Raw genomic sequence first — 19,281 nt, forward strand, 5'->3', positions numbered from 1 at the left:
TTTGCGTGGAGCCGTCCTTGAAATACCACCCTGATCTGTTTGAGGTTCTAACCTTGGTCCGTGATCCGGATCGGGGACAGTGCATGGCAGGCAGTTTGACTGGGGCGGTCTCCTCCCAAAGGGTAACGGAGGAGTGTCTACCTCCAGAGTGGAGGAAAGAGGACACACGGGCTGAGAGATCGCTTGTCTACACCAGACTGCACGACCTTCTCGTCACCTCTCGCCGCCAGTGTGCCCGTGCTGATCAGGCTGTAGACGATCATCAGATTCGCCTCGCGTGACTTGTTCAACGGGTTGGCAACATACGGCAATCCGTTGGCCCGCCTACTGACCTATGCGGTTTCCCGAAATCAACCCGGAGCAGCCCTTCAGCGATGTCACGCGAACGTTCGCAACAGACTTGCAAACGGTCATTGGACCCGCCAAAGGACTTTCCAGATCTGGGCCTGCGTCCGAGTCAATCCGCACGGTCTACCTAGGACCCACGTAGACGCCTAACCGGACACGTTTTCCAAAGCGCTACCGCGAGTTTCGATCCCGAAGCGCATCACCACGAACGCCGCAGCAACAAAGCAGGCCGCGCCGAAAACGAACACGCCGTCGCTCTTCCAGACCGGAAGAATCAGACCGACGATCGTCGGTCCGATCAGCGCGCCAATCCGTCCAACGAACGAGGCGAAACCGCACCCCGAAGCCCTGGCTCTCGAGGGATACAACTCTGGCGTATAGGTATAGAGCACGGCCCACATGCCAAAAGTGAAGAACTGCATCAGTGCGCCAACTGCAATCAGTGTGGACTGTTCTGGATTGAGGTACGAAACACGTCCAAACGCGAAGATCATCACCGCTGCACCCACCAGAGTAATGACACACGTTACTTTGCGTCCCCATCGTTCAACCGCCCATGCTGCCCAAAGAAATCCGGGCACGCCACCAAGCGAAATATAGATCGTAAATAGAACCGACTTCGTTACGGCGAGGCCGGATTGTTCGAGGAGTGCACCGAGCCAGGTGTTTAATCCATAGAAGCCAAGGAGTGCGAAGAACCAGAGCGAGCCAACCGTCAGCGTACGGCTTCGGTAGCCCTGCGACCACAATACCTTTAGACCTTGTTCGTCGCGCATTTCAATCGACATCTGCGTCGTTTCCGGCAACGTCGTCAGACCCAGACGCGACATCACCGACCGCTCGATCCGATCGACGATTTCTTCTGCCTCCAGATGGCGGCCTCGCGATTCAAGCCAACGAGGCGACTCTGGAACATACCGGCGTACCACGAACAGAAATGCAGCGGGTAGAGCTTCGATCAGAAACAGTGTTCTCCAGCCGTATAAACCCAGTACAAAGTAAGAGAGCAATCCTGCGGAGATGAACGCGAGGGGCCAGTTGCCGTCCATCATTGCCAGGTAGCGGCCCCGCGACTTTGCCGGAATAAACTCCGACAACATAGTCTGGGCAAGCGGAAGCTCCATCCCCATTCCGATACCGAGGATCAGCCGGAAGATGCCAAGGGAAGTCGCATCCGCAGCGCTGGAGCACAGCAGGCTGCCCACGCCCCACACGATCATGCTGACCTGAAATACCGGTTTGCGTCCGAACCGGTCTGCAACGGCACCCGAGCATAATGCGCCCACCGCCATTCCTGCGAAGCTCGCGCTACCCAACATGCCTGCCTGCGCGCTGGTCAGACCGAACTCGCTTTTGATGGAGCCGAGAACAAAGGTCATGGTGGCCAGGTCGATGTTATCGAAGAAAAACGCCAGCGCGATGACTACGAACAGCATGCGGTGGTAGGCACAAACGGGAAGCCGCTCCAGCCGGCTTGCCGCATTGCCGCCGACCACTTCCATCCCGGACATCTTCATACATGTCTCCAGTTTCCGTAGATCAATTGAAAAGTATCGACACCGTATCGATGGTGTTGACACAATCACTATCGAACTCCAAAAGAGCTGTGACTCACGTAAAGATGCCGTTGAGTATCGCGCCTACGCCAACTTGGAAATGACTGCTTTTGCCTCCTTGAAGCGGTTTTTGTCGAACGCCTCTGCCGGCAAGCCGGACACGGTCGCGCCAGATGCGAACGGGTACCGTAGATAAGGCGCCCGCGGTTGGCCCGGTGGCGAGTATTGGCCGTCCGCAAGAATACGCTTCTTGGCTGTCATCTCGTCGATCACGCATCGGATCGCGATGATCTGGTTAGCCGCACCTTCCTCGATCGGTGTGTAGTCTTTTTCGGGTCGAAATTTGTCGAGTGCCTGGTTCTGGTGCGCTATGACGTCCTTCGCCAGATGCGTGATTTGCGCCCGGCAACGGGCGATGACGCTGTAGTACTCAAGGCTGGTGTTTTGCCCTTTGGGTGCTTTAAGTAACGCTACCGGACGATCGACTTCGATCGTCAGATGCGGGTTGGCTTCGATCGCGCGAGCAAATTTGCCAAACCGCGAACAGTGAATCAGCAACGCGTCGCCAACGAACGTAAAGCTTTGAGCCGTGATATACGGATACGGCTCGTCGTGAACGGCAGCCCGGCAGATGAGTTCGTCCTTCAGGAATTTCTCGATGGCGGGCCAGTCGGTCCACGCAAGGTCGGTGCGGCGCATCTCGGCGCGCAAGTAGGTTGGGGTCATGTCAATGTACAGGCGAAGGGGTGAATGAAATGTTGTCGGCGCGTTCAGGGCCCACACCGATGCCGACGATCGGGCACCCCACGCTCTGCTCGATAGACCGAAGCAGTTCTTCCAGACTGGCCGGAATGGTGTGCGGTCGCGAGTGGATATCGAGAGGAGGGAAAGTGGGGTATTCGGCGATAACGGGGCGAAGTCCCGCCGGCCCAGCGTGATACTCGGCAATTACGGGAACGACGCGCTTCGGTGTCTTGCTGAAGTACGTCAGGCAGTCGCACTTGTTGATGAATAACTCGTCGATCCCGTGACGTGCAACGGCGTGCCTGATCTGCGGTAAGTCGAGAAGGCCAATGCGCCGCGGGCGGCCGCTTCCCGTGCCATATTCTCCCGTCAGGACACGAAGGCCCATACCGACGTCAAAGTCGTCTCCGGAGGCGAACAGCGCGTCAACATTGACCCTCTCGCGCTCTTCATCCCGGCCAATTCCGTTTGTTGCAGCGTCCGCGCAATATCGTGCTGACCGTGCGCCGCCAAGCTCCGCGGCGAACGGACCGGCTCCGACTCGAGATACGACCGCTTTGAGAATACCAATCGACTTTCGATGAAATTTGCAGGGCAAGTCGCCGCCTACGTATGCATAGGCGGGCCCCGTATGGCTGGAGGTGACGAACGGCTGATCGCCCTGAACCACATCCAGCATCACCGACTGCGCGCCTTCGAAAAGCACCCGTGCCCCCTTCTCAACCTTGCCGGAGAGAAACAGATCGTCATCCGAAACAAATTTCCGGACAACCTTCCACGCCGATCTGGTCGATGCCAACAGCTTCACCCATGCGGCCTCGGTCGATTCGTCGAGTGTGACGTGAAATCCGTTCGAATCCGAATTCGCCTGCATCAGGCTGATCGCGTTATCTTCGTCTGCCAGCATGTCGCGCAACTGTACCGTGGTACGGACTCCCCGACGCATGCGTGCTGCGAGATCGGCATAACACGGTCCAATACCGTTGCCTGTCGTTCCGATATCTTGTCCTTGCGCGCGGTCCGCGAGAATATGGATTGGTTGAACAACGACGCAGCGGTGGCTGATGAACAACCGGCCATCGAGATCGGCGCCCTGGGCACTCAGCGCCGCAATTTCTGCGGCAAGCTTTTCGATATTGACCACGCATCCCGAGCCGATGTATAGGACCTTGCCCGGATGGAACGCGCCCGAAGGCACCTGCATGAGCCTGGCGCACCCGTGGGGCGTGTCGACCGTATGACCGGCATTGGCGCCCCCATTGAAACGCGCAATGATGTCGTATTGGTCCGCAAGGATATCGACGATCTTGGCTTTGCCCTCGTCGCCATATTGCAGCCCGACCAATACATCCGAGTATCCGGAACCGCCTTCCATTTTCATCCCTCCAGCGCGAACGTCGCCTCGACTTCGACCGGCGCATTGAAGGGCAGGCTTGCCACACCGATTGCGATTCTCGCGTGCGAGCCACGCTCACCGAAGATCTGCGTGGTCAGTTCAGACGCGGCATTGATCACGGCGGGCGCGTCGGCGAAACCCTCCGATGTCGCGACAAACCCGCCGAGTCGCAATACCCTCCTGATCCGGTTCAGATCCCCGGCTGTTGCGTGATGCGCCCAGGCCAGGATGTTGATCACGCAAAGCCGCGCGGCAGTCTGCGCGTCGGAGACCGACACTGCGTCGGGGACTTTGCCGCTGAACAATGTCTTTCCGTCGCGCACGGGCAACTGCCCCGAAACGATCAGTTGATTGTCGTAAACGACATAGGGACGAAACGCAGCGGCGGGAATGGCGAGTGTCGGAAGGGTTATTCCAGCTTCGCGTACGCGATCGTAGATGGTCATCACAGCTCCTGTGTTAGCCGCCCATGCGGCGTTCACGATCACTATGAACAACTCATGTATAGCTGGCACTCGCGACAATGCCGAGTGTCGTCGCGTTCACGCCATTCTGGCGATGGCCGAGAAGGTTTAGTGGCCCTCCTGGTCGACGCCCGTGCCATGGAAGTATTCCGTAGGGCTACTGCCTAGCGCCTTGCGGAACATCGCACTGAACGCGCTTGGACTGTCGTAACCGAGCTCCGCGGCGATTTCAGTGACCGGGCGACCGTTGGCCAACATCTGCACGGCGGCAAGCAGACGGGCCTGCTGCCTCCACCGCGTGAAAGTCATGCCCGTTTCTTCGGGGAACAGCCTGATGATCGTGCGTTCACTCGCTCCGACTACCTTGCTCCAGGACGTGACCGACGTGTCTTCCGCTGGATTCGCGACGATCCAGCGGCATATGCGCGCGATGCGAGCGTCGGTCGGCATCGGCAGATGAAGCGATTCGATCTGCAGCGGCTTGATCTCATCAAACAGCAGTTCGACCACACGACCATCACGCCCGTGTTCGTCATAGTCGAGCTGCATCTTGACGACCGCCGCAATCAACTCGCGTAGCAGAGGCGAAACTGAAATCACGCAGCACGCGTTTGAAGCGAGCGGCGGGCGTTGCGGGTCGAAGTAGAGCGTGCGCATCTCGATGGGACCGACCGCCTGCATGCAGTGGCGTACCCGAGGCGGCACCCAGACCGCGCGCTGCGGAGGGACGATCCAGGATCCTCCCTCAGTGGTGACGAGGATGGAACCCGCGTATGCGTAGATCAACTGGCCCCGACGGTGTTCGTGATAGTCGATGAAGAACCTGTCTGGTAGATCCCGAGCCATCCCTCCTACTGGCCGCTCGATGAATTGATAGTCGTCCCGGTCTTCACTCTTTCCAAACATGGCGTGTCCTCAATCAAGGTTGTCACCTGCGCGCGGGCATGCCAAGCGCGGCGCCAGTAATTTACGGAGTGACGCGGACGCCCGAATGTTCGCTTACTCCTGCAACCCACTTCAATGAGGTACAGCATGCCGGTTTACCGCTCGTTTGATCAAGAGGCCTTGGATCAGCAGTACAACGTTCGCGCCGGAATTCCCGACCATCTGGAGATATTCGCCCGATGGTCGAGAACAGGCGCGGAGTTTCGCCGCGAACACGCGGTGATCGAAAATGTACGCTATGGCGTCGATGAAAAGCAGACGCTGGATTTTTTCCCCGCGAAGGACAAGGGACGTCCCGTCCTCATCGTCATCCACGGCGGCTACTGGCAATCACTTGACAAGTCCGACTTCAGCACGGTGGCGCTGCCTTACCTGCAAGCGAACATCAATGTGGCTGTGGTGAATTATCGACTCGCGCCGTCGGTGAGAATGGGCGATATCGTGCTGGACAACATTCGGGCGATCGACTATCTCTACCGAAACGCAGTTTCTCTTGGCCTCGATCGCAACGAGATTTTCGTGTCGGGCAGCTCAGCGGGTGGCCACTTGACTGCGATTCTGGCAGGCACCGACTGGACGAAGCATGACCTCCCCGAAGACGTCGTCAAAGGCGCTTGCGCTATCAGCGGTCTTTACGATCTCGAACCGATCCGACTGTGCTATCTCAACAAGGCTGTCAGACTCGATGAGCAAGAGGTGGCAAATTTCAGCCCCAAGTTCCATCTACCATCGACGGCTCTGCCGTTCATCCTGACCGTCGGCGGGGATGAATCCGATGAGTTCCATCGGTTGCAGGCAGAGTACCAGACGCTTCTCAACGACCACGGTCTCGACGTGCAGATCGTGCGTCAACGTGACGGGCACCATTTCGATGCCGTCGATCGACTCGGGGAGGTCGGGGGAGCGCTGTCACAGGCCGTCATCAACATGATCCTCGGCTAAATTTGGCGGTATAGAGCGGCCGGTTGCGCTGGGCGATCGGTCATTCGCGAAACTTGAGCGGAGGGCCGCTTTTGGCCCGGTCTGAGACAAAGCTGCACGGTGCTCGTGAGACGCACCAGGTTATCTCTGTGCGCCGCGCTCTGTGCCCCGTGTTACCTAGGGCTTTCGGAGTTCCTGCGAGGGTTGGTGAAAGGCGATTCCTCGTTTGCGGCCCCGACCATCAGCCTGTCAAGATAATCGCTGGCCCCGGCAAAGATCTCAAGACGGACTGCACCGAGCATGCAATCGTATTCGTTGACAACCGGAGTAATCCCTTCCATCAGCGTTTCGCCGTACTCACAGCTTCCCGTTTCATCGAGCTCGACAAGGAGCTCGCCAAGTTCGCGCCCGACCCGGTCGAGCTGATCGATCGCGAGCTGCCCGTATCCGGCCCGTGTGACGAACGCAGTAACGAGGCAGATCTGCAAAAGGTGGGTGATCAGTGAGCGATCGGTTTCGCCGCTGCGCAGCCGCTCAAGATTGAGTCTTGTGCGCAATATGAGCGCCGAAGCTTCTTTCCGGGCCATGGGAAGCAGCAACGTCCTGACGCGAGCGGCAGACTGTCGTTGCGGTTTTCTGTTGGGCATGGAGGCTTCCGGAGCGCTTGATTATCGAAGCGATCTTGGGGTCATTGCTACAGTTTCAAGGGGTGCGTGTGGCGCGGCTCGATAAAGCGAATCTGGTCGAAGGTTCTCATTTCGGCATCGCGAATGCACCGCCGGTCGCACCCGCTTGAACCTCGTCGCTGCGCCGGCACCTCGAGGTAGTCGGCACGGACGCTTGGCAAAGGTCGCCACGCGCGGTGTGCGCTGACATGCCAGCTTCGACCGCGCGGGGTCAATGCATGTGATCTGATGATTACCCGGAAAGTTCTCCTGTAGTGCAATCGAGAGGCACCATGACACGTAACCTTTGTGGGCCCCTGTGGGTCGTCCCGGCAAATCAGGTTGTGAGCAGCCGCATTGAAGAGAGTCTGACCGGGCATCCGCAGCGCACTATCGAAGGGGCAGTCTACCCTCTGCTCGGATACTGGCGGCGGCACATGGAAGCGCGCACGGACGACGTCGACCTCGACGCCGCGCGTGGGCGCACGCCTGCGCGAGCTGCTCGCGATCGTGGACACGCTGTACGCGGCTGCGCCGCGTCCGAGCTGATCCGCCAGATTTCCGCCGTCGGCAGCAACGCAGTTGACTTTCGCGTGCCGGCCCGGTTCGAGCCGCGCCCAGCTGCTCGAACGAGCGCGGCGGCACGTGCTGCGAGGCCGCGCGCGTCGCAAGTCAAAGCTCAGGCGACGGCGCGGGCCCAGCCTGTACCGGCCACAACGCGGTGCCAGAAGCTCATTGGCATTGACAGTTATCATGGCCATCGACAGGACCTTGGACAATTCATCCCACGGTGCCGGGGGACGGCATCCGCTCATGCGCCGCTTTCACAAGCCAGGCGATGAAAAGCGTTCCGTGGTGATCGTACCGGCTGGCGAATATGAAAACTGGCTGGCCTGCCGCTTGATCGACGAGGCGCGATTGTTCCTCAATCTCTTTCCGGCTGACGCTATGCGAGCCGAGGCGGATCCGGCACCGCTGCGCACGAAGGCCGTCGCTTCGACGCAAGCAAAAAAGGAAGCAAGCAGCGGAGTTAGGCTGAGGTAGCGCCAGGAGACCAATTGGCTTTGGCTCTTTCGAAGCCTGGCGGCGGACCGTGTTCGTCCCTCTTGAGTCGTCAGCGGCCACTCCATCGCAAGGGCGGCTATGTAGGTACGACCGCCCGCTGCGTCGGCCCTTTCTCGGGTGCCTAGTCAGCCTTTTCGGAGATCCTCCTCATCGCTGACTGCGATCCATTCAACAATCACCTGACTGTGAGGAGAGTGTGAATTAAATGGCCGTTGGCGACAGCCTGACGCATACAAAAAGTCCCATCTGCACGTATCGTTAATATGGCAAACGACGACGACTGTGGCGGATCACGGCGCCACGAACAACGATTGGAGAATTTCATGCGCATTACGCTCCATCTCGACACGTTCGACCGGATTGACCCGAATGCCTATGCGATCCTTTGGATCGACAACGAAACCTGCAAGTGGTCCCGCGAAGGTCATGCCGGTCTCCAACTTCCCGAATGGGGAATGCTGCGGGTCGAAAGCCCCGGCACGCTGGTCTGCGGTCAGCATGATGCGCGCCCTCTATTCATCCTCGAAGGTCTTGCAATGGAGGCACAAACTGGTCCGTTCGAGGGCGAATCGGGCGAGGCACTCTGGCACTGCGAAAACGGGCCAGGCATCGCAGGACACTGGCATGTGCAGTGCATCGACAAGGACGCAGTGCTTGCCGAGCACAGCGAGTTCGCAGGGGACGAGGTCTAAAGCGAATCCCTGGCCACCAGGCGGTACAGAATGCGCCAGGGGGCTCAACGCCGCTCTGAGCCGTCGAGGCCCGAAAGCGGCGGTCCACCCAAACGAGACGGCGCGCGTTGCGCGACCCAACGTCGGCGTGCGAACGGCCGTAAACTGAGCGAAGCTGACGCCAGCATGTGCGACATACGCCTGTGACCACGGACCGTTCATGGCTGCACTGAGACAGCCGCTTCGCGCTCACGTGCACGCACGGCCGCGCAGCCTGTCGAACTGAAGCGCAGAACAAAGCCAGTTCCCAGTCCGGCACCGGTCCTTCAGGCCCTCTGTAGTATGTCGATAGCCTTTTCGGCATCGTCCAGCGAGTCGACTGCGATATAAGCAATGAACTGTGTGCCAAGTACAGCGGCGGAAACGCCGCGGAGGTTGATCCCCCCATCTGCCAACATCCGGGTCAACTGTGCGACGATCCCCAGTTGGTCCAGGCCCATTACACGGACAGAGTGAAGGCTCGGGGTGACGTTGAACCCAACCTGGGTCGCGGCACGGATCTCCTGTTCCCCCTGCAGCGGTGCGACAAACACGACTCCCTTGCCCGATGCTTCCGGCATGCGACGTGCGACGACGAACTGCAAGTCTGCGCCCGCATCCCGCAAAACGCTTAATACTTCTGCCAGCCCGCCCGGTTTGTCCTCGATGGTTGCTGCCCAAACATCGACACGTTCTACGATCAGTTCCATGGCAGTCCCTCCCGCCTGATGCATCTCCCAATAAAAATCTAGGTCACCAACGGTACGCGAGCAAGGCTGGCGGCGTAAAGTTCTTCTTCGAAGTCACGCTCGGTCGCTTCAATCAGGCCGTAGGCGTTGCCGCTGTATTGGCGCCGGACCAGTTCGATCCTGCGCGAGGAGAATTGGAGTCGTGGCGACCAGACCTGACGTCAGCGACCCCATTAACTGACTATGACTGTCCGTCAGCCGTCAACCCAGTTTCTGGTTGACCTCCAGATCGGCATTGACGGACCATTCGTACCTCGCGACGGTCCATTCGAAAGCCCGTTTTGGGCCGACTGCCGCCCGATATGTTTGTGCCATAGCCAACCTGCCTCCGCCGTCCAAAAAGAGAGCTGCGAGAGTCGGTTCCCAAGCCAACGCGAGACGATCGCCGTTAAAGGTTGGCTTTTTGCTCGTTGGCAGCCGCTGCGCATGATCAGCCGATGGCCACAGCCACCTTCGGTGATGGCTTGTCGGCTGCGCCGCTTCTCTCAGTTCGCAGGCGCCGCCGTGAGCGGTTCGAGTCCGGTCCTTGCAATCGCAGGCGCCGCCTCCGGCGAGGCCAGAAAACGGATCAGGTCCGCGGCGCCGGCTGGATTTTTCGCAGTGGTGGCGATCCCCCCGGAGAACACTGTGTACCTTTGTAGTTCCGCGGGCAAACTGCCGACCACTGTCACCCCCTTCACCGGCAACAGTTCCACGACCTCCTGTAACCCGAGCTCCGCTTCGCCATCAGCGACGATATTGGCGACCCGCGTGGCCGGAACCATGCGGCTCTTGCTTTTTACGCGGTCCTCAATGCCGAGCCGCGAAAACAGTTCGCTGCCGATATAGATTCCACTCTCGCTGTCCGGATAGACGATCGACTTCGCTGCGAGTAGCGTACGGCGCAATGCGTCGGCAGAGCTGATGTCCGGTTTCGGTGCACCCTCACGAACCACCATCCCGATTGGCGAGCGAGCGAAGTCCACCTTGCTGCCAGGCACCACGTTGCCGGCGTGAATCTGATCGTCAAGCGCAGAGCTGACCACGATTAGCACGTCGGCCCACTCGCCACGCGCAAGCCGCACGGGGATCGCATTCAAAGCCGTGCCTTCTGCGGCCCCCCAGATGGTGACCAGTGTTCTGCCGGTCGCTTCCTCGAATTGCGGTCCCAGTTCGCGATACGCCGGCGTAAACCAGCCCGACATCATGACTTTGACTTCGTCTGCCAATGCCGTGTTGGTACCCAGTAACACGAGCGTCACGCAGAATGCGAGTGTGCGAACCCTCAGCTTGTGGATAGTCACGGCTCCGCCCCATCTCAATTGGCCGACCCAGCCCTCACATACTTCTAGTCCGGATCCCAGCCATGACTTTAACCGGCCACGCAGCCTTGCGTGTATCGCCGACGCATCAGCCAAACCGGTCCGCCTCACGCGCCCCGTTTGCGCGCTAGCCGCCGTGCACTGCAGTGCACGCATGCGAGCGGGTTCGTCAAAGCAGCCTCCTGCTCCACAGGCGGGTCCGACGTCAGTTCGACGTCGTCGAGCCACGGCTAGCGCGATTCCACCGGTGCGATCAGATGCTTTCCATCTACCAGCCGTAAGCGCTCGACTCTTGTCGGTGCTCGCGCGATGATCGTCAATCTTGTCTGAGGGGCACAAACGGGCCGAACCCAGAAGTACGGGGTCAGTCGCCCCGGCGTCTGAGGCGACGGAGCCTCGAACTTCCGGAGCCGACCCGGAGCAGTCAATCGATCTCCTCCAAAGCGGTCGTTCGCTCGCCCGCACTCGATGCATATTTTTGGATTGTTGTCCACAATCTCCACTTGAGTAAATTTCGCCAGAAAACCCCATGGTGACGACATGCAAATCCCGATCAAGTGGCGCGAAAGATTCGCTGGGGCACTTATCGAACGACAAGTTATTGGAGAGTCGGGAGCGGAAGTTTTTCGCATCCGTTGCGACGACGGGAAAGGGCTATTTCTAAAGTCCGAACCCACTGGCTTGCCAAGTCAGCTTCCTGGCGAGGCAGAACGCCTTCGGTGGATGAAACGGCTAGATCTACCTGGACCGACAGTGCTTGATGCTGCGACGGAAGACAACCGCCACTGGCTGCTCATGACAGCCGTTCCTGGGCTCGATCTGGCCAATGCTAACCACCTGTCTTCCTCGCAAATCGTGGGAATTCTGGCAATGGCACTACATGTCCTCCACGGGGTGCCTATCGCAGCATGCCCTTTCGAGCATCACCTGGAGGAGCGCATTGCCGCCGCCAGGGATCGTGTGAACGCCGGCCTCGTTGACGAGGCAGACTTCGACAATGAGCGGCAAGGACAGACGGCTGCGGAAGTGCTCGCTGATCTGCTGTCGACGCTTCCGGAGACGTGTGACCTTGTAGTGACCCACGGCGACGCTTGCCTGCCGAATTTCATCGTCGACGGAAATCACTTCACAGGCTTCATCGACTGCGGTCGCTTAGGTGTTAGTGACCGCTATCAAGATCTTGCACTGACCGCACGAAGCATCACCTGCAATCTTGGCCAGGCGTGGGTGGAGCCATTCTTTCGCGCATACGGCGTAGAACCTGATCACCGGCGCATAGCGTTCTACTGTTTGCTGGACGAGTTCTTCTGATCTCCGTTCCGTCGTTGTCCATTGCGATTTGTCACGAAGCTATCCATTGCCGTCGGCCGTCTCATATTGGCCGATCGCTGCGTTCCGACAATCGATCGGTTTGACCGCCTCCATTTTTCTGGTAACTGATCAGCGGGGGGAATTCGCTCAGTACGAGATGTCGAAATGCGATTCTCTCTGGATGCCCGTTTGCCTGTGCTCGTCTTCAACCCTGAGGTCGATTCCGAACGGTAGCAAAAATTCTGGTCCTTCCCCCAATTGCGGTGGGTGGGCTTTAAAATCGGCTAACTCTCACGGACTAAAAGTGGCCAAAACGTCGGCTTACCTCCCAGAGCGCAGTCTTGTTCGAATCCCAATGCAAAAGCTTCCTGGTATTTTCGTACGTCCCCCAGCGGACTTCTGTGTGCTCGGCTGAAAGAACAAGATCCTTGCCAGTACAATTTAAGGCGAAGCAGTACTCTGGGATGACAAAAAGATCGCTTGGCCAGTGGTCACGACCGGTGAAGTGTTCAACAGAAACCGAACTGATGGTCTGTAGAGTAGCAAGTCTGTTTCGAGAGCCGACCCCGACTTCTTCACGACATTCTCTGATCGCCGCTTGAAACGGCGTCTCGCCAAGCTCTCCGCCCCCGGCCACCCCTTGCCAGTTGCCGTCATCCGAGCGCCTAAGGGCGGCAAATGTCACGCCGCTGGTGTCGACTCGGTAGGGAATGGCAAGTATCTGGAATGGTGCACGCACTGATTAGCTCCAATGCAGGTAGCCCGCACGCCAACACGGACAATCACAGCCTTCTCGAACTTGTCGAGCGTGACCGACATGACCCACCAAGGGGCTGATAACTTCAAAAGCTGGGCATAAAGTGCGAGTTCGCGCATGGACAAACGGTTTGATCAAGCAATCCGTTTACCATGCGTCAAATACTCTATTGGACTAAATCCCTCTACCCACGGTAACTAGGGGGGGACCAAAATTCTCGAGTCTTGTTCATATCTCCGATGTCTACGTCCCCCGCAGTCGCATTGTTGACGATCTTGGGACTGACCGGAACTGGCCGATCGCCGCACTCCGACAATCGATCGGTTCGACCGCCTCCGTTATTCCGGTAACTGATCAGCGGGGGGGATTCGCTCAGTACGAGATGTCGAAATGCGGATCTCTCTGGATCACGTGTGCGATTGCGACACGATCGACCTGAAGCAATTGACGGAGAAAGACGGGGCGCACTTCAATTTCAGACAGCCGTTGCCGAGCAACCCACGAGAACGTGAGGCGCTTGCTCCCCTCGGAGCCATGATGCGAAACCGTCAAATCCAGCAACGGCGATCCAGCTTCCAGGCGCGCAATGAAATAGAGACCAATCTCATGATATGGCTGTCCGTTGTGGCTAAAGAAATTCTCGGCGATACAGAGCGTTTTCTCGACGTGGATGGAAGCGCCAACTTCCTCCTGAATCTCGCGGATGACCGTCTGTGCGGCATGTTCTCCAGGCTCGACCCGGCCTCCCGGAAGATACCAAAAATCGTCGCCCTCTACCTGATGCAGTAGCACGTATTCGTCGTGGAAGATGACGGCGGCAGCCCTCAGATTGAAACGATGACTTCCGGTGTCAAACGCAATCATGATCTCGAGTCCGAAGGTTTGTGAGCTGCCATTTTAGGCCGAGTATTTCGGCGATGGTCCATTGTCAACGATCCTGGACAGCATACCGACTGTCCGCACATGGCCGAACTTTGCCTCAGGGGTCCGCGCGGGCACGTCGCCGACTGTGCGTCATGCAAATGGCATAAAGCGACCCGTTGCCACAATTCCTGTTGCAGCGACGTCAACGACCGTTCTCAAAATCCTACGGTCATTCGCTCACGCCGGGTCGATTGCAGCCTTTCTCGGCCATAGCAGCCGGTCGCGCTTCCATTGTCCAACGGCGGCTATTACCAGCGTTGCCAAGTCTACGATCAGTGGCGATTTTCTCGGCGAGTCATGATTGCATGCGGCGCATCGTTACATGCCTGATCGCCGGTTTTCAAATAGGGTTCTCCTGTGCGATTCAACCGGACCATGAAGGAACAGGCTATTCATGGGCGCATCTTCAAAAACCTGGAGGACGTTCGTGCCGCCGCCGTCGCGTTCAGGGATCGATACAATCGCGACTGGCGTCTCGAAAAGCTGGGTTTCAAATCACCCCTCCAAGCCCGTCAGGAACGGCTGATGAAGCTGGCCGCCTGAACTGCAAAAGCGTGTCCGTGCGCCGGTCAAAACCGGTGAGGTGTTGTGAATGAAAGAGTCATACGTTGAAGGCCTAGCCAGCCACGGCGGCCCCGAGTCATGCGTGTGCATCCGAGAGGATGCAGGCGAAGCGTTGACAGGGGTACGCGCGGGCCGAGTATTGAGCCGCGAAATATTTGCCCCGTGCTGCAATGCACGGGCCGACCGGGGTGTCGAGGCTGTGGACACAAGCCGAAGGCCACACCGGTGCTGCCGCGTTGGCAAGGCAGCGCTGGACCCCGCGCGGTCTAAGACCCCGCGCACGCGCGGAAACATCTCACACGGGAACCGGGAGATCCCGCTCCCTACTGCGTTGCGCTGGGAAGCGTCGGGCGCAGTGCGCATCGTGAAGCCTGAGGGCGTACGACGATGAGCTACGGGCGCGGGAAGTCGGACTGCTGCGTAGTACCGCAGAAGCTGCCGAACAAAGTCGAGGGTGAAACTCCCACGATGGCGGAGGTGGTGGAGGGAAGGCGGCAGGCCAAGGGCAATGCAGTCGCAGCGCGCATGTCCCGCAGACTAGGGCGGGAATATGACATGGGAACGGCGCTCGACGGCATACGACAGACGGCCAAAGGCCGACCGGGTGCGAAGTTCACCACCCTGATGCATCACATCTACGCGGCCGACCGCCTGCGGGCAGCCTACCTTGCGCTGGAGCGCAAGGCGGCTGCCGGGGTGGACGGCGAGACGTGGCAGTCGTACGGACTGGACCTTGAAGCGCGGCTTCTGGACCTGTCCGACCGGCTGGCCCGAGGGGCGTACCGGCCCCAGCCTGTCAGACGCGTGTACATCGACAAGGCAGACGGCAGCAAGCGCCCGCTGGGCGTGCCGGCGCTGGAGGACAAGCTCGTCCAGCTTGCCACGGTCGAGGTGCTCAACGCGATCTACGAACAGGACTTTGTCGGGTTCAGCTACGGTTTCCGTCCCGGCAAGAGTGCGCACAACGCGCTCGATGCTGTGAGTGTAGGTATTGAGCGCAGGAAAGTGAGCTGGATACTCGATGCGGATATCAGCAAGTTCTACGACACAATCGAACACGACTGGCTGATCAGATTCATTGAGCACCGGGTAGCGGACACACGGGTTGTGCGGCTCATCAAGAAGTGGCTGCACGCCGGTGTGCTGGAAGACGGCAGGTTGATGCAGAGTGAAGTTGGGACCGTTCAGGGCGGCAGCATCTCGCCGCTGTTGTCGAACATCTACCTTCATTATGGTGCGTCAGGACAAGCCTGGCGCTTCCAGCGGGTGAAATTCCCGCCCCGGAAAGGGGAATGAGCCGCCCCACCGGGAATCGAGTCTTGGGCTTCTGAAGGTAACGACAGGAGCTAAGCGTAGACAGAGCGACGAGCAGGCCGTAACGCAAGTGAAGCTGTGGAGCCTCGTTAAGGTACAAATCCGCAGGCCGACGGGATCGTAGTGCCCGGAAGGCTACAGTAGGCCACCGCAATGGGCGATGGGGGCTGGAGACTGCGGCGGGGTCAGAGGGCACGGCATGTTCGGAAACAGGAAGCGTCGAGGAACCTGAGAGATCCATCGTGGTCTTGGTCTGGCCGCAAGCGGATCGAGTATGCCTACCGAAATGGATCATTCCTGAGGGAAGCAAATGCTGCGATGGAAGTCGGACTCGCCCATACGTACTCGGAGCGCGGGAAAGCCGCGTACATGGGGAAGGGGCGGGGCAGATTGAGACTGAGTCGGGGAAACATCAACCGTACACACGGAGACGGACTAAGGTGTCAACACAACTGGCTCAGATAGCCAAGAAGGCGCAATCAGATCGGAAGGTGCGCTTTACCTCGCTCGCCCACCTGCTCACGCCGGAGTTCCTCAGGGAAACTTGGGGCATGATGAACCGGCGTGGCGCAAGCGGGATCGACGGGGAAAGCACCAAGCAGTTTGAAAGCGAGTTGGAACAACGGGTACCGGCATCAAGGATCTGACTGTTGTTGCCGACAGGGGCTACTTCAAGAGCGAAGAAGTCCTGCAATGCCATGAGGCGGGCATTACGACCTTCGTTCCTAAACCGTTGACTTCAGGCAGGAACGCTGACGGCTATTTCGGCAAGCAGGATTTTATCTACATTGCCAAAGATGACGAGTATCTTTGCCCGGCCCAGCAGCGGCTCAACTGGCGTTTCACAAACATCGAGCATGGCATGACGCTGCATTGCTATTCGAGCTCGGCCTGTTCTGCCTGCGCCATCAGAAAACAATGCACATCAGGCAAGCAGGCTCGCCGGATAAAGCGCTGCGAACATGAGGCCGTCGTCGAAGCGATGCAGCAACGGCTCGACCATAAGCCGGAAATGATGCGCGTACGCCGTCAGACCGTCGAGCACCCGTTTGGCACGCTGAAATTCTGGATGGGCGCGGCGCACTTCCTTATGAAAACACGCGAGCATGTCAGCACCGAGATGAGCCTTCATGTCCTTGCGTACAACCTCAGGCGCGTCATGGCGATCCTCGGCACGGGGGCGATGATGCAAAAGATGCGAGCCTGAGGATAGGTTCGCACCACGGCGGTCGCGCCGGCGCGCATTACGGCGCCTGGGCACCCCTTCCCATCACAAAGAGGTCAAAGCGCCCATAACCGTCACACGGGCCAAATTGGGCCGTTGACGCCTGCGGATGATCGCGTGCAATCGTCATTGCGTCCGCGTCGCGTTTTTACACGACCTGGACCCATGAGAGACAATCGGACCGCCCGAAGGCAAAAACTTGCTTGAAGTCTGCGTCAGGAACTCCACATTGAATTTTGCAAAACGACCCGATAGCCGTCAGGATCCTCGAACGTCCGGCCCGACACGTCCCAATAAGGGTTGAGCGACCTTACGCATACAAATCCGTTTTTAACAAGGCGATCACACGTTGATTGCCACGCTTGTCGATCCGGGATGTGAAACACCAGCAAGTCCTCACTCGTTGGACTTGGCGCCACCGGATGTTCGCGGCAGTGGGTGAACTCGAAGTGATAGTCCATAGCGGGACTTCCGAGCATCACGCCGTCGAATCCATGATGATTCTGAAACCTTGCCAGCATGGTCAGATTGAGCCCTGCGCAGTACATGCGCTCAGTACGTGCAAGATTGCTAACGGGCTTGGCGATTCTAAGATGCGTCTGCATAAAAAGGCGTTGTGGCAATTGTTGTCAAAGGCGTTCGACCATCTCATTCGCAAGCTAAGCCGAGCGATTATTGTCACCAATTTTAGTCAGCTTATTGAGTGGGCGAAACTGGCCGAGGATTGCGGTAGGGATGCCCCATGTGAGCTGCGGGCGTCGGACAGTCCGGGGGCAACTGAAGGAAGCAGGATCGATCGAGTCAGACTGCCGCTGCGCCTTCATGCGTCATGCTATCGTTGCTCGTACTTGACCTCCTTCTCGTCGCGAAGGGATCGTCCGGGCGCGATGACTGTGCTTGGTGACTGCGGAAATCATAGACCGAAGATTATGGAAACCGTCGCGTTTATCTCAGCCGAGAACGGAGATGACTTGATTGTGTCCTTTGCGGTGATTGACCCGGAGGATTCGGCAGAGATCGAAAGTCTCATCCTTCTGCGCACGCCGAAATACGAACACCTGCTGGGAGATTGGGCGCGAGGAGTGAGCGTTTCGTTTGGACGGTACGTGGAAGACGATGAGGAATTGCTGGAGGAATTCCACCTTGACAGAAAATCGGCCATAGTGCGCCTGACAACCAGCCTGCGAAACTATGAGCTGGATATTCGAAAGGTCGACGAGAGAGAAGTGACGGCCATGAGAAAGGTGCTCGCCCGGATGAACTATGACCGTCGGTTCAGGCTATTGGGCATCTAACGGATTTTTCGATCAGACGACTCCGAGCGGGAAGTATTACCTTCCTTTCGCGCGGTCAATGACAGCGACCGTCTGACATGGCTCATAGAGTTCCATGGCGGGCGGTCGTCACGCGTTTGCCAGGGACGTGAAACAAAGAACTATCTCTCTGTACTCAACAGGCAAGCGACTACTGAATATCGCTCGCGCCACAGGCTATATCATGTCACCCGAGTGGCGCGCGCACCCCGGCATCGATCGCCGGATGTGCGCGGGCGAACATGACGCATCCGGCCATCGTCGGGAATCTCAGCCGCGTGTCGAGCCGACGCCCGTCCGAACCTATGGGCGACGCCACGGGTGAATGGCGCGTCATGGCACGCTGCCTGCCGCGGCCGGCTCCTGCGCGAACCGCATCATTGGCACACACACGCTGACGCCGAAATCTGCGAGACTAGCGTTTTGTGCGTGTTCTGCCTTTCGATCCCCGCGGTTCAGGCACGTTGGCTATGGCAACCCGTCTTCTGAAAGCATTCGCCGTACTGCTCGTGTCAGGCGCTGGCTTGTGCCCCGTCGCCGCACACGCGTACGCGCTCGATGCGCAATTCGACTGCAGGGCGCGTCCGCACGCGTTCATTGGTCAGCTCATCAACACCCAGTACGTCGACCCGAATCCGATGCACGTCGAGGCGAATTCGGTCAACGCATTTCGTCCAGCACACGGCCGCGACATCACCGCCTTCGGCTTTCGGGTTTACGCTGTGATCGGGTATGAGCAGGGCGACGGATTGTTCAAGAAGGGCGCCGGCCAGGCGCTCGCGGGCCCGCTGTACGGCGCGGTGCTGTCCGCTCCCAGTGATGCGGTCGAATCGCGTGTGCGCAAGGCAGGCAGTAACGCTACTGTGCGCATGGTGATTCCGTTGCTGCTGACCGCGGTGGTTTGCAGCCCGTCTTGACACACGGTGTCGTAGCCCTCACCGCGCAAGGCTTTCTGCGTGCCACGCTGCTTCGGCGCTGAAAGCGGCATCTTCGGGTCGCGGCAGCCGTG

The 19,281-nt window shown here is 58.8% G+C and carries 20 protein-coding genes, 1 rRNA gene and 1 pseudogene; 11 read left to right on the forward strand and 11 right to left on the reverse strand.

The annotated features are described in order from the left end of the window. A 23S ribosomal RNA gene (locus BO1_RS57735) occupies positions 1 to 197 on the forward strand; the annotation flags it as partial. Between the two features lie 297 nt (positions 198 to 494). Here BO1_RS57735 and BO1_RS21100 read toward each other — a convergent pair. The 5 genes from BO1_RS21100 to BO1_RS21120 all read right to left on the reverse strand — a co-directional run bounded on the left by BO1_RS21100 (position 495) and on the right by BO1_RS21120 (position 5,414). Continuing rightward, positions 495 to 1,865: an MFS transporter gene (locus tag BO1_RS21100; RefSeq protein WP_028219255.1), complete on the reverse strand. Its 1,371-nt coding sequence runs from the start codon at positions 1,863 to 1,865 to the stop codon at positions 495 to 497. Between the two features lie 123 nt (positions 1,866 to 1,988). Next, positions 1,989 to 2,630 carry a pyridoxamine 5'-phosphate oxidase family protein gene (locus tag BO1_RS21105; protein WP_028219256.1) on the reverse strand — a complete coding sequence of 214 codons (642 nt, stop codon included), beginning with the start codon at positions 2,628 to 2,630 and terminating at the stop codon, positions 1,989 to 1,991. 1 nt (position 2,631) lies between these two features. After that, positions 2,632 to 4,023: an adenylosuccinate synthetase gene (locus BO1_RS21110; RefSeq protein ID WP_028219257.1), complete on the reverse strand. Its 1,392-nt coding sequence runs from the start codon at positions 4,021 to 4,023 to the stop codon at positions 2,632 to 2,634. 2 nt (positions 4,024 to 4,025) lie between these two features. Then, on the reverse strand, positions 4,026 to 4,490 hold the full coding sequence (locus BO1_RS21115; RefSeq protein ID WP_028219258.1) for a RidA family protein: 465 nt from the start codon (positions 4,488 to 4,490) through the stop codon (positions 4,026 to 4,028). 126 nt (positions 4,491 to 4,616) lie between these two features. Beyond that, the gene (locus tag BO1_RS21120; protein WP_028219259.1) at positions 4,617 to 5,414 is read right to left on the reverse strand and encodes an AraC family transcriptional regulator; all 798 of its coding nucleotides are present in this window, start codon (positions 5,412 to 5,414) and stop codon (positions 4,617 to 4,619) included. Between the two features lie 126 nt (positions 5,415 to 5,540). On the opposite strand from BO1_RS21120, the gene BO1_RS21125 reads away from it, so the two are divergent. Then, positions 5,541 to 6,395, forward strand: coding sequence for an alpha/beta hydrolase (locus BO1_RS21125; RefSeq protein ID WP_028219260.1), 855 nt, complete (start codon positions 5,541 to 5,543; stop codon positions 6,393 to 6,395). A 152-nt stretch (positions 6,396 to 6,547) separates the two neighbouring features. On the opposite strand, the gene BO1_RS52060 is transcribed toward BO1_RS21125, so the two are convergent. After that, complete coding sequence (locus BO1_RS52060; RefSeq protein WP_245643860.1) at positions 6,548 to 7,021, reverse strand: hypothetical protein; 474 nt, start codon at positions 7,019 to 7,021, stop codon at positions 6,548 to 6,550. A gap of 771 nt (positions 7,022 to 7,792) precedes the next feature. On the opposite strand from BO1_RS52060, the gene BO1_RS21135 reads away from it, so the two are divergent. Both BO1_RS21135 and BO1_RS21140 read left to right on the forward strand, forming a co-directional pair. Then, a complete protein-coding gene (locus BO1_RS21135) occupies positions 7,793 to 8,083 on the forward strand; it encodes an SOS response-associated peptidase family protein (protein WP_156992349.1) in 291 nt (96 codons plus the stop codon). Positions 8,084 to 8,427: 344 nt separating this feature from the next. Then, entirely contained in the window at positions 8,428 to 8,796 is a 369-nt protein-coding gene (locus tag BO1_RS21140) for a DUF3564 family protein (protein ID WP_028219262.1), read from the forward strand. A 305-nt stretch (positions 8,797 to 9,101) separates the two neighbouring features. Here the strand turns inward: BO1_RS21140 and BO1_RS21145 are convergent, their stop codons facing one another. Together BO1_RS21145 and BO1_RS21150 are read right to left on the reverse strand one after the other, a co-directional pair. Further along, positions 9,102 to 9,524, reverse strand: a complete 423-nt coding sequence (locus BO1_RS21145) for an ACT domain-containing protein (protein ID WP_028219263.1) — start codon at positions 9,522 to 9,524, stop codon at positions 9,102 to 9,104. A gap of 524 nt (positions 9,525 to 10,048) precedes the next feature. Further along, complete coding sequence (locus BO1_RS21150; protein WP_028219264.1) at positions 10,049 to 10,846, reverse strand: substrate-binding domain-containing protein; 798 nt, start codon at positions 10,844 to 10,846, stop codon at positions 10,049 to 10,051. Between the two features lie 558 nt (positions 10,847 to 11,404). On the opposite strand from BO1_RS21150, the gene BO1_RS21155 reads away from it, so the two are divergent. Continuing rightward, complete coding sequence (locus BO1_RS21155) at positions 11,405 to 12,175, forward strand: APH(3') family aminoglycoside O-phosphotransferase (protein ID WP_028219265.1); 771 nt, start codon at positions 11,405 to 11,407, stop codon at positions 12,173 to 12,175. Between the two features lie 298 nt (positions 12,176 to 12,473). Here BO1_RS21155 and BO1_RS57740 read toward each other — a convergent pair whose 3' ends face one another. Both BO1_RS57740 and BO1_RS57745 read right to left on the reverse strand, forming a co-directional pair. Then, positions 12,474 to 12,914, reverse strand: coding sequence for an NUDIX hydrolase (locus BO1_RS57740; protein WP_084688085.1), 441 nt, complete (start codon positions 12,912 to 12,914; stop codon positions 12,474 to 12,476). A gap of 390 nt (positions 12,915 to 13,304) precedes the next feature. After that, a complete protein-coding gene (locus BO1_RS57745) occupies positions 13,305 to 13,796 on the reverse strand; it encodes an NUDIX hydrolase (protein ID WP_084688086.1) in 492 nt (163 codons plus the stop codon). Positions 13,797 to 14,231: 435 nt separating this feature from the next. On the opposite strand from BO1_RS57745, the gene BO1_RS59360 reads away from it, so the two are divergent. From BO1_RS59360 to BO1_RS52070, 4 genes and pseudogenes are all read left to right on the forward strand, one after another. Continuing rightward, a complete protein-coding gene (locus BO1_RS59360; RefSeq protein ID WP_156992350.1) occupies positions 14,232 to 14,399 on the forward strand; it encodes a hypothetical protein in 168 nt (55 codons plus the stop codon). Between the two features lie 408 nt (positions 14,400 to 14,807). Next, positions 14,808 to 15,716 carry a reverse transcriptase domain-containing protein gene (locus tag BO1_RS52065; protein WP_245643861.1) on the forward strand — a complete coding sequence of 303 codons (909 nt, stop codon included), beginning with the start codon at positions 14,808 to 14,810 and terminating at the stop codon, positions 15,714 to 15,716. A gap of 458 nt (positions 15,717 to 16,174) precedes the next feature. Then, on the forward strand, positions 16,175 to 16,381 hold the full coding sequence (locus BO1_RS21175) for a hypothetical protein (RefSeq protein WP_028219268.1): 207 nt from the start codon (positions 16,175 to 16,177) through the stop codon (positions 16,379 to 16,381). Further along, positions 16,366 to 16,941 (forward strand): annotated as a pseudogene (locus BO1_RS52070) (transposase); the annotation flags it as partial. The gene BO1_RS21175 and the pseudogene BO1_RS52070, both read left to right, overlap by 16 nt. Before the next feature lie 233 nt (positions 16,942 to 17,174). Here BO1_RS52070 and BO1_RS57755 read toward each other — a convergent pair. Further along, on the reverse strand, positions 17,175 to 17,507 hold the full coding sequence (locus tag BO1_RS57755) for a VOC family protein (RefSeq protein ID WP_245643864.1): 333 nt from the start codon (positions 17,505 to 17,507) through the stop codon (positions 17,175 to 17,177). Between BO1_RS57755 and BO1_RS61280 the strand changes: the two genes are divergently transcribed. Then, positions 17,394 to 18,254, forward strand: coding sequence for a hypothetical protein (locus BO1_RS61280; protein ID WP_245643865.1), 861 nt, complete (start codon positions 17,394 to 17,396; stop codon positions 18,252 to 18,254). The genes BO1_RS57755 and BO1_RS61280 overlap by 114 nt on opposite strands. Before the next feature lie 488 nt (positions 18,255 to 18,742). Then, positions 18,743 to 19,189: a hypothetical protein gene (locus BO1_RS21190; protein WP_028219270.1), complete on the forward strand. Its 447-nt coding sequence runs from the start codon at positions 18,743 to 18,745 to the stop codon at positions 19,187 to 19,189. Positions 19,190 to 19,281: the final 92 nt, after the last annotated feature.

Source organism: Paraburkholderia oxyphila NBRC 105797 (assembly GCF_000685075.1).
Classification (GTDB): domain Bacteria; phylum Pseudomonadota; class Gammaproteobacteria; order Burkholderiales; family Burkholderiaceae; genus Paraburkholderia; species Paraburkholderia oxyphila.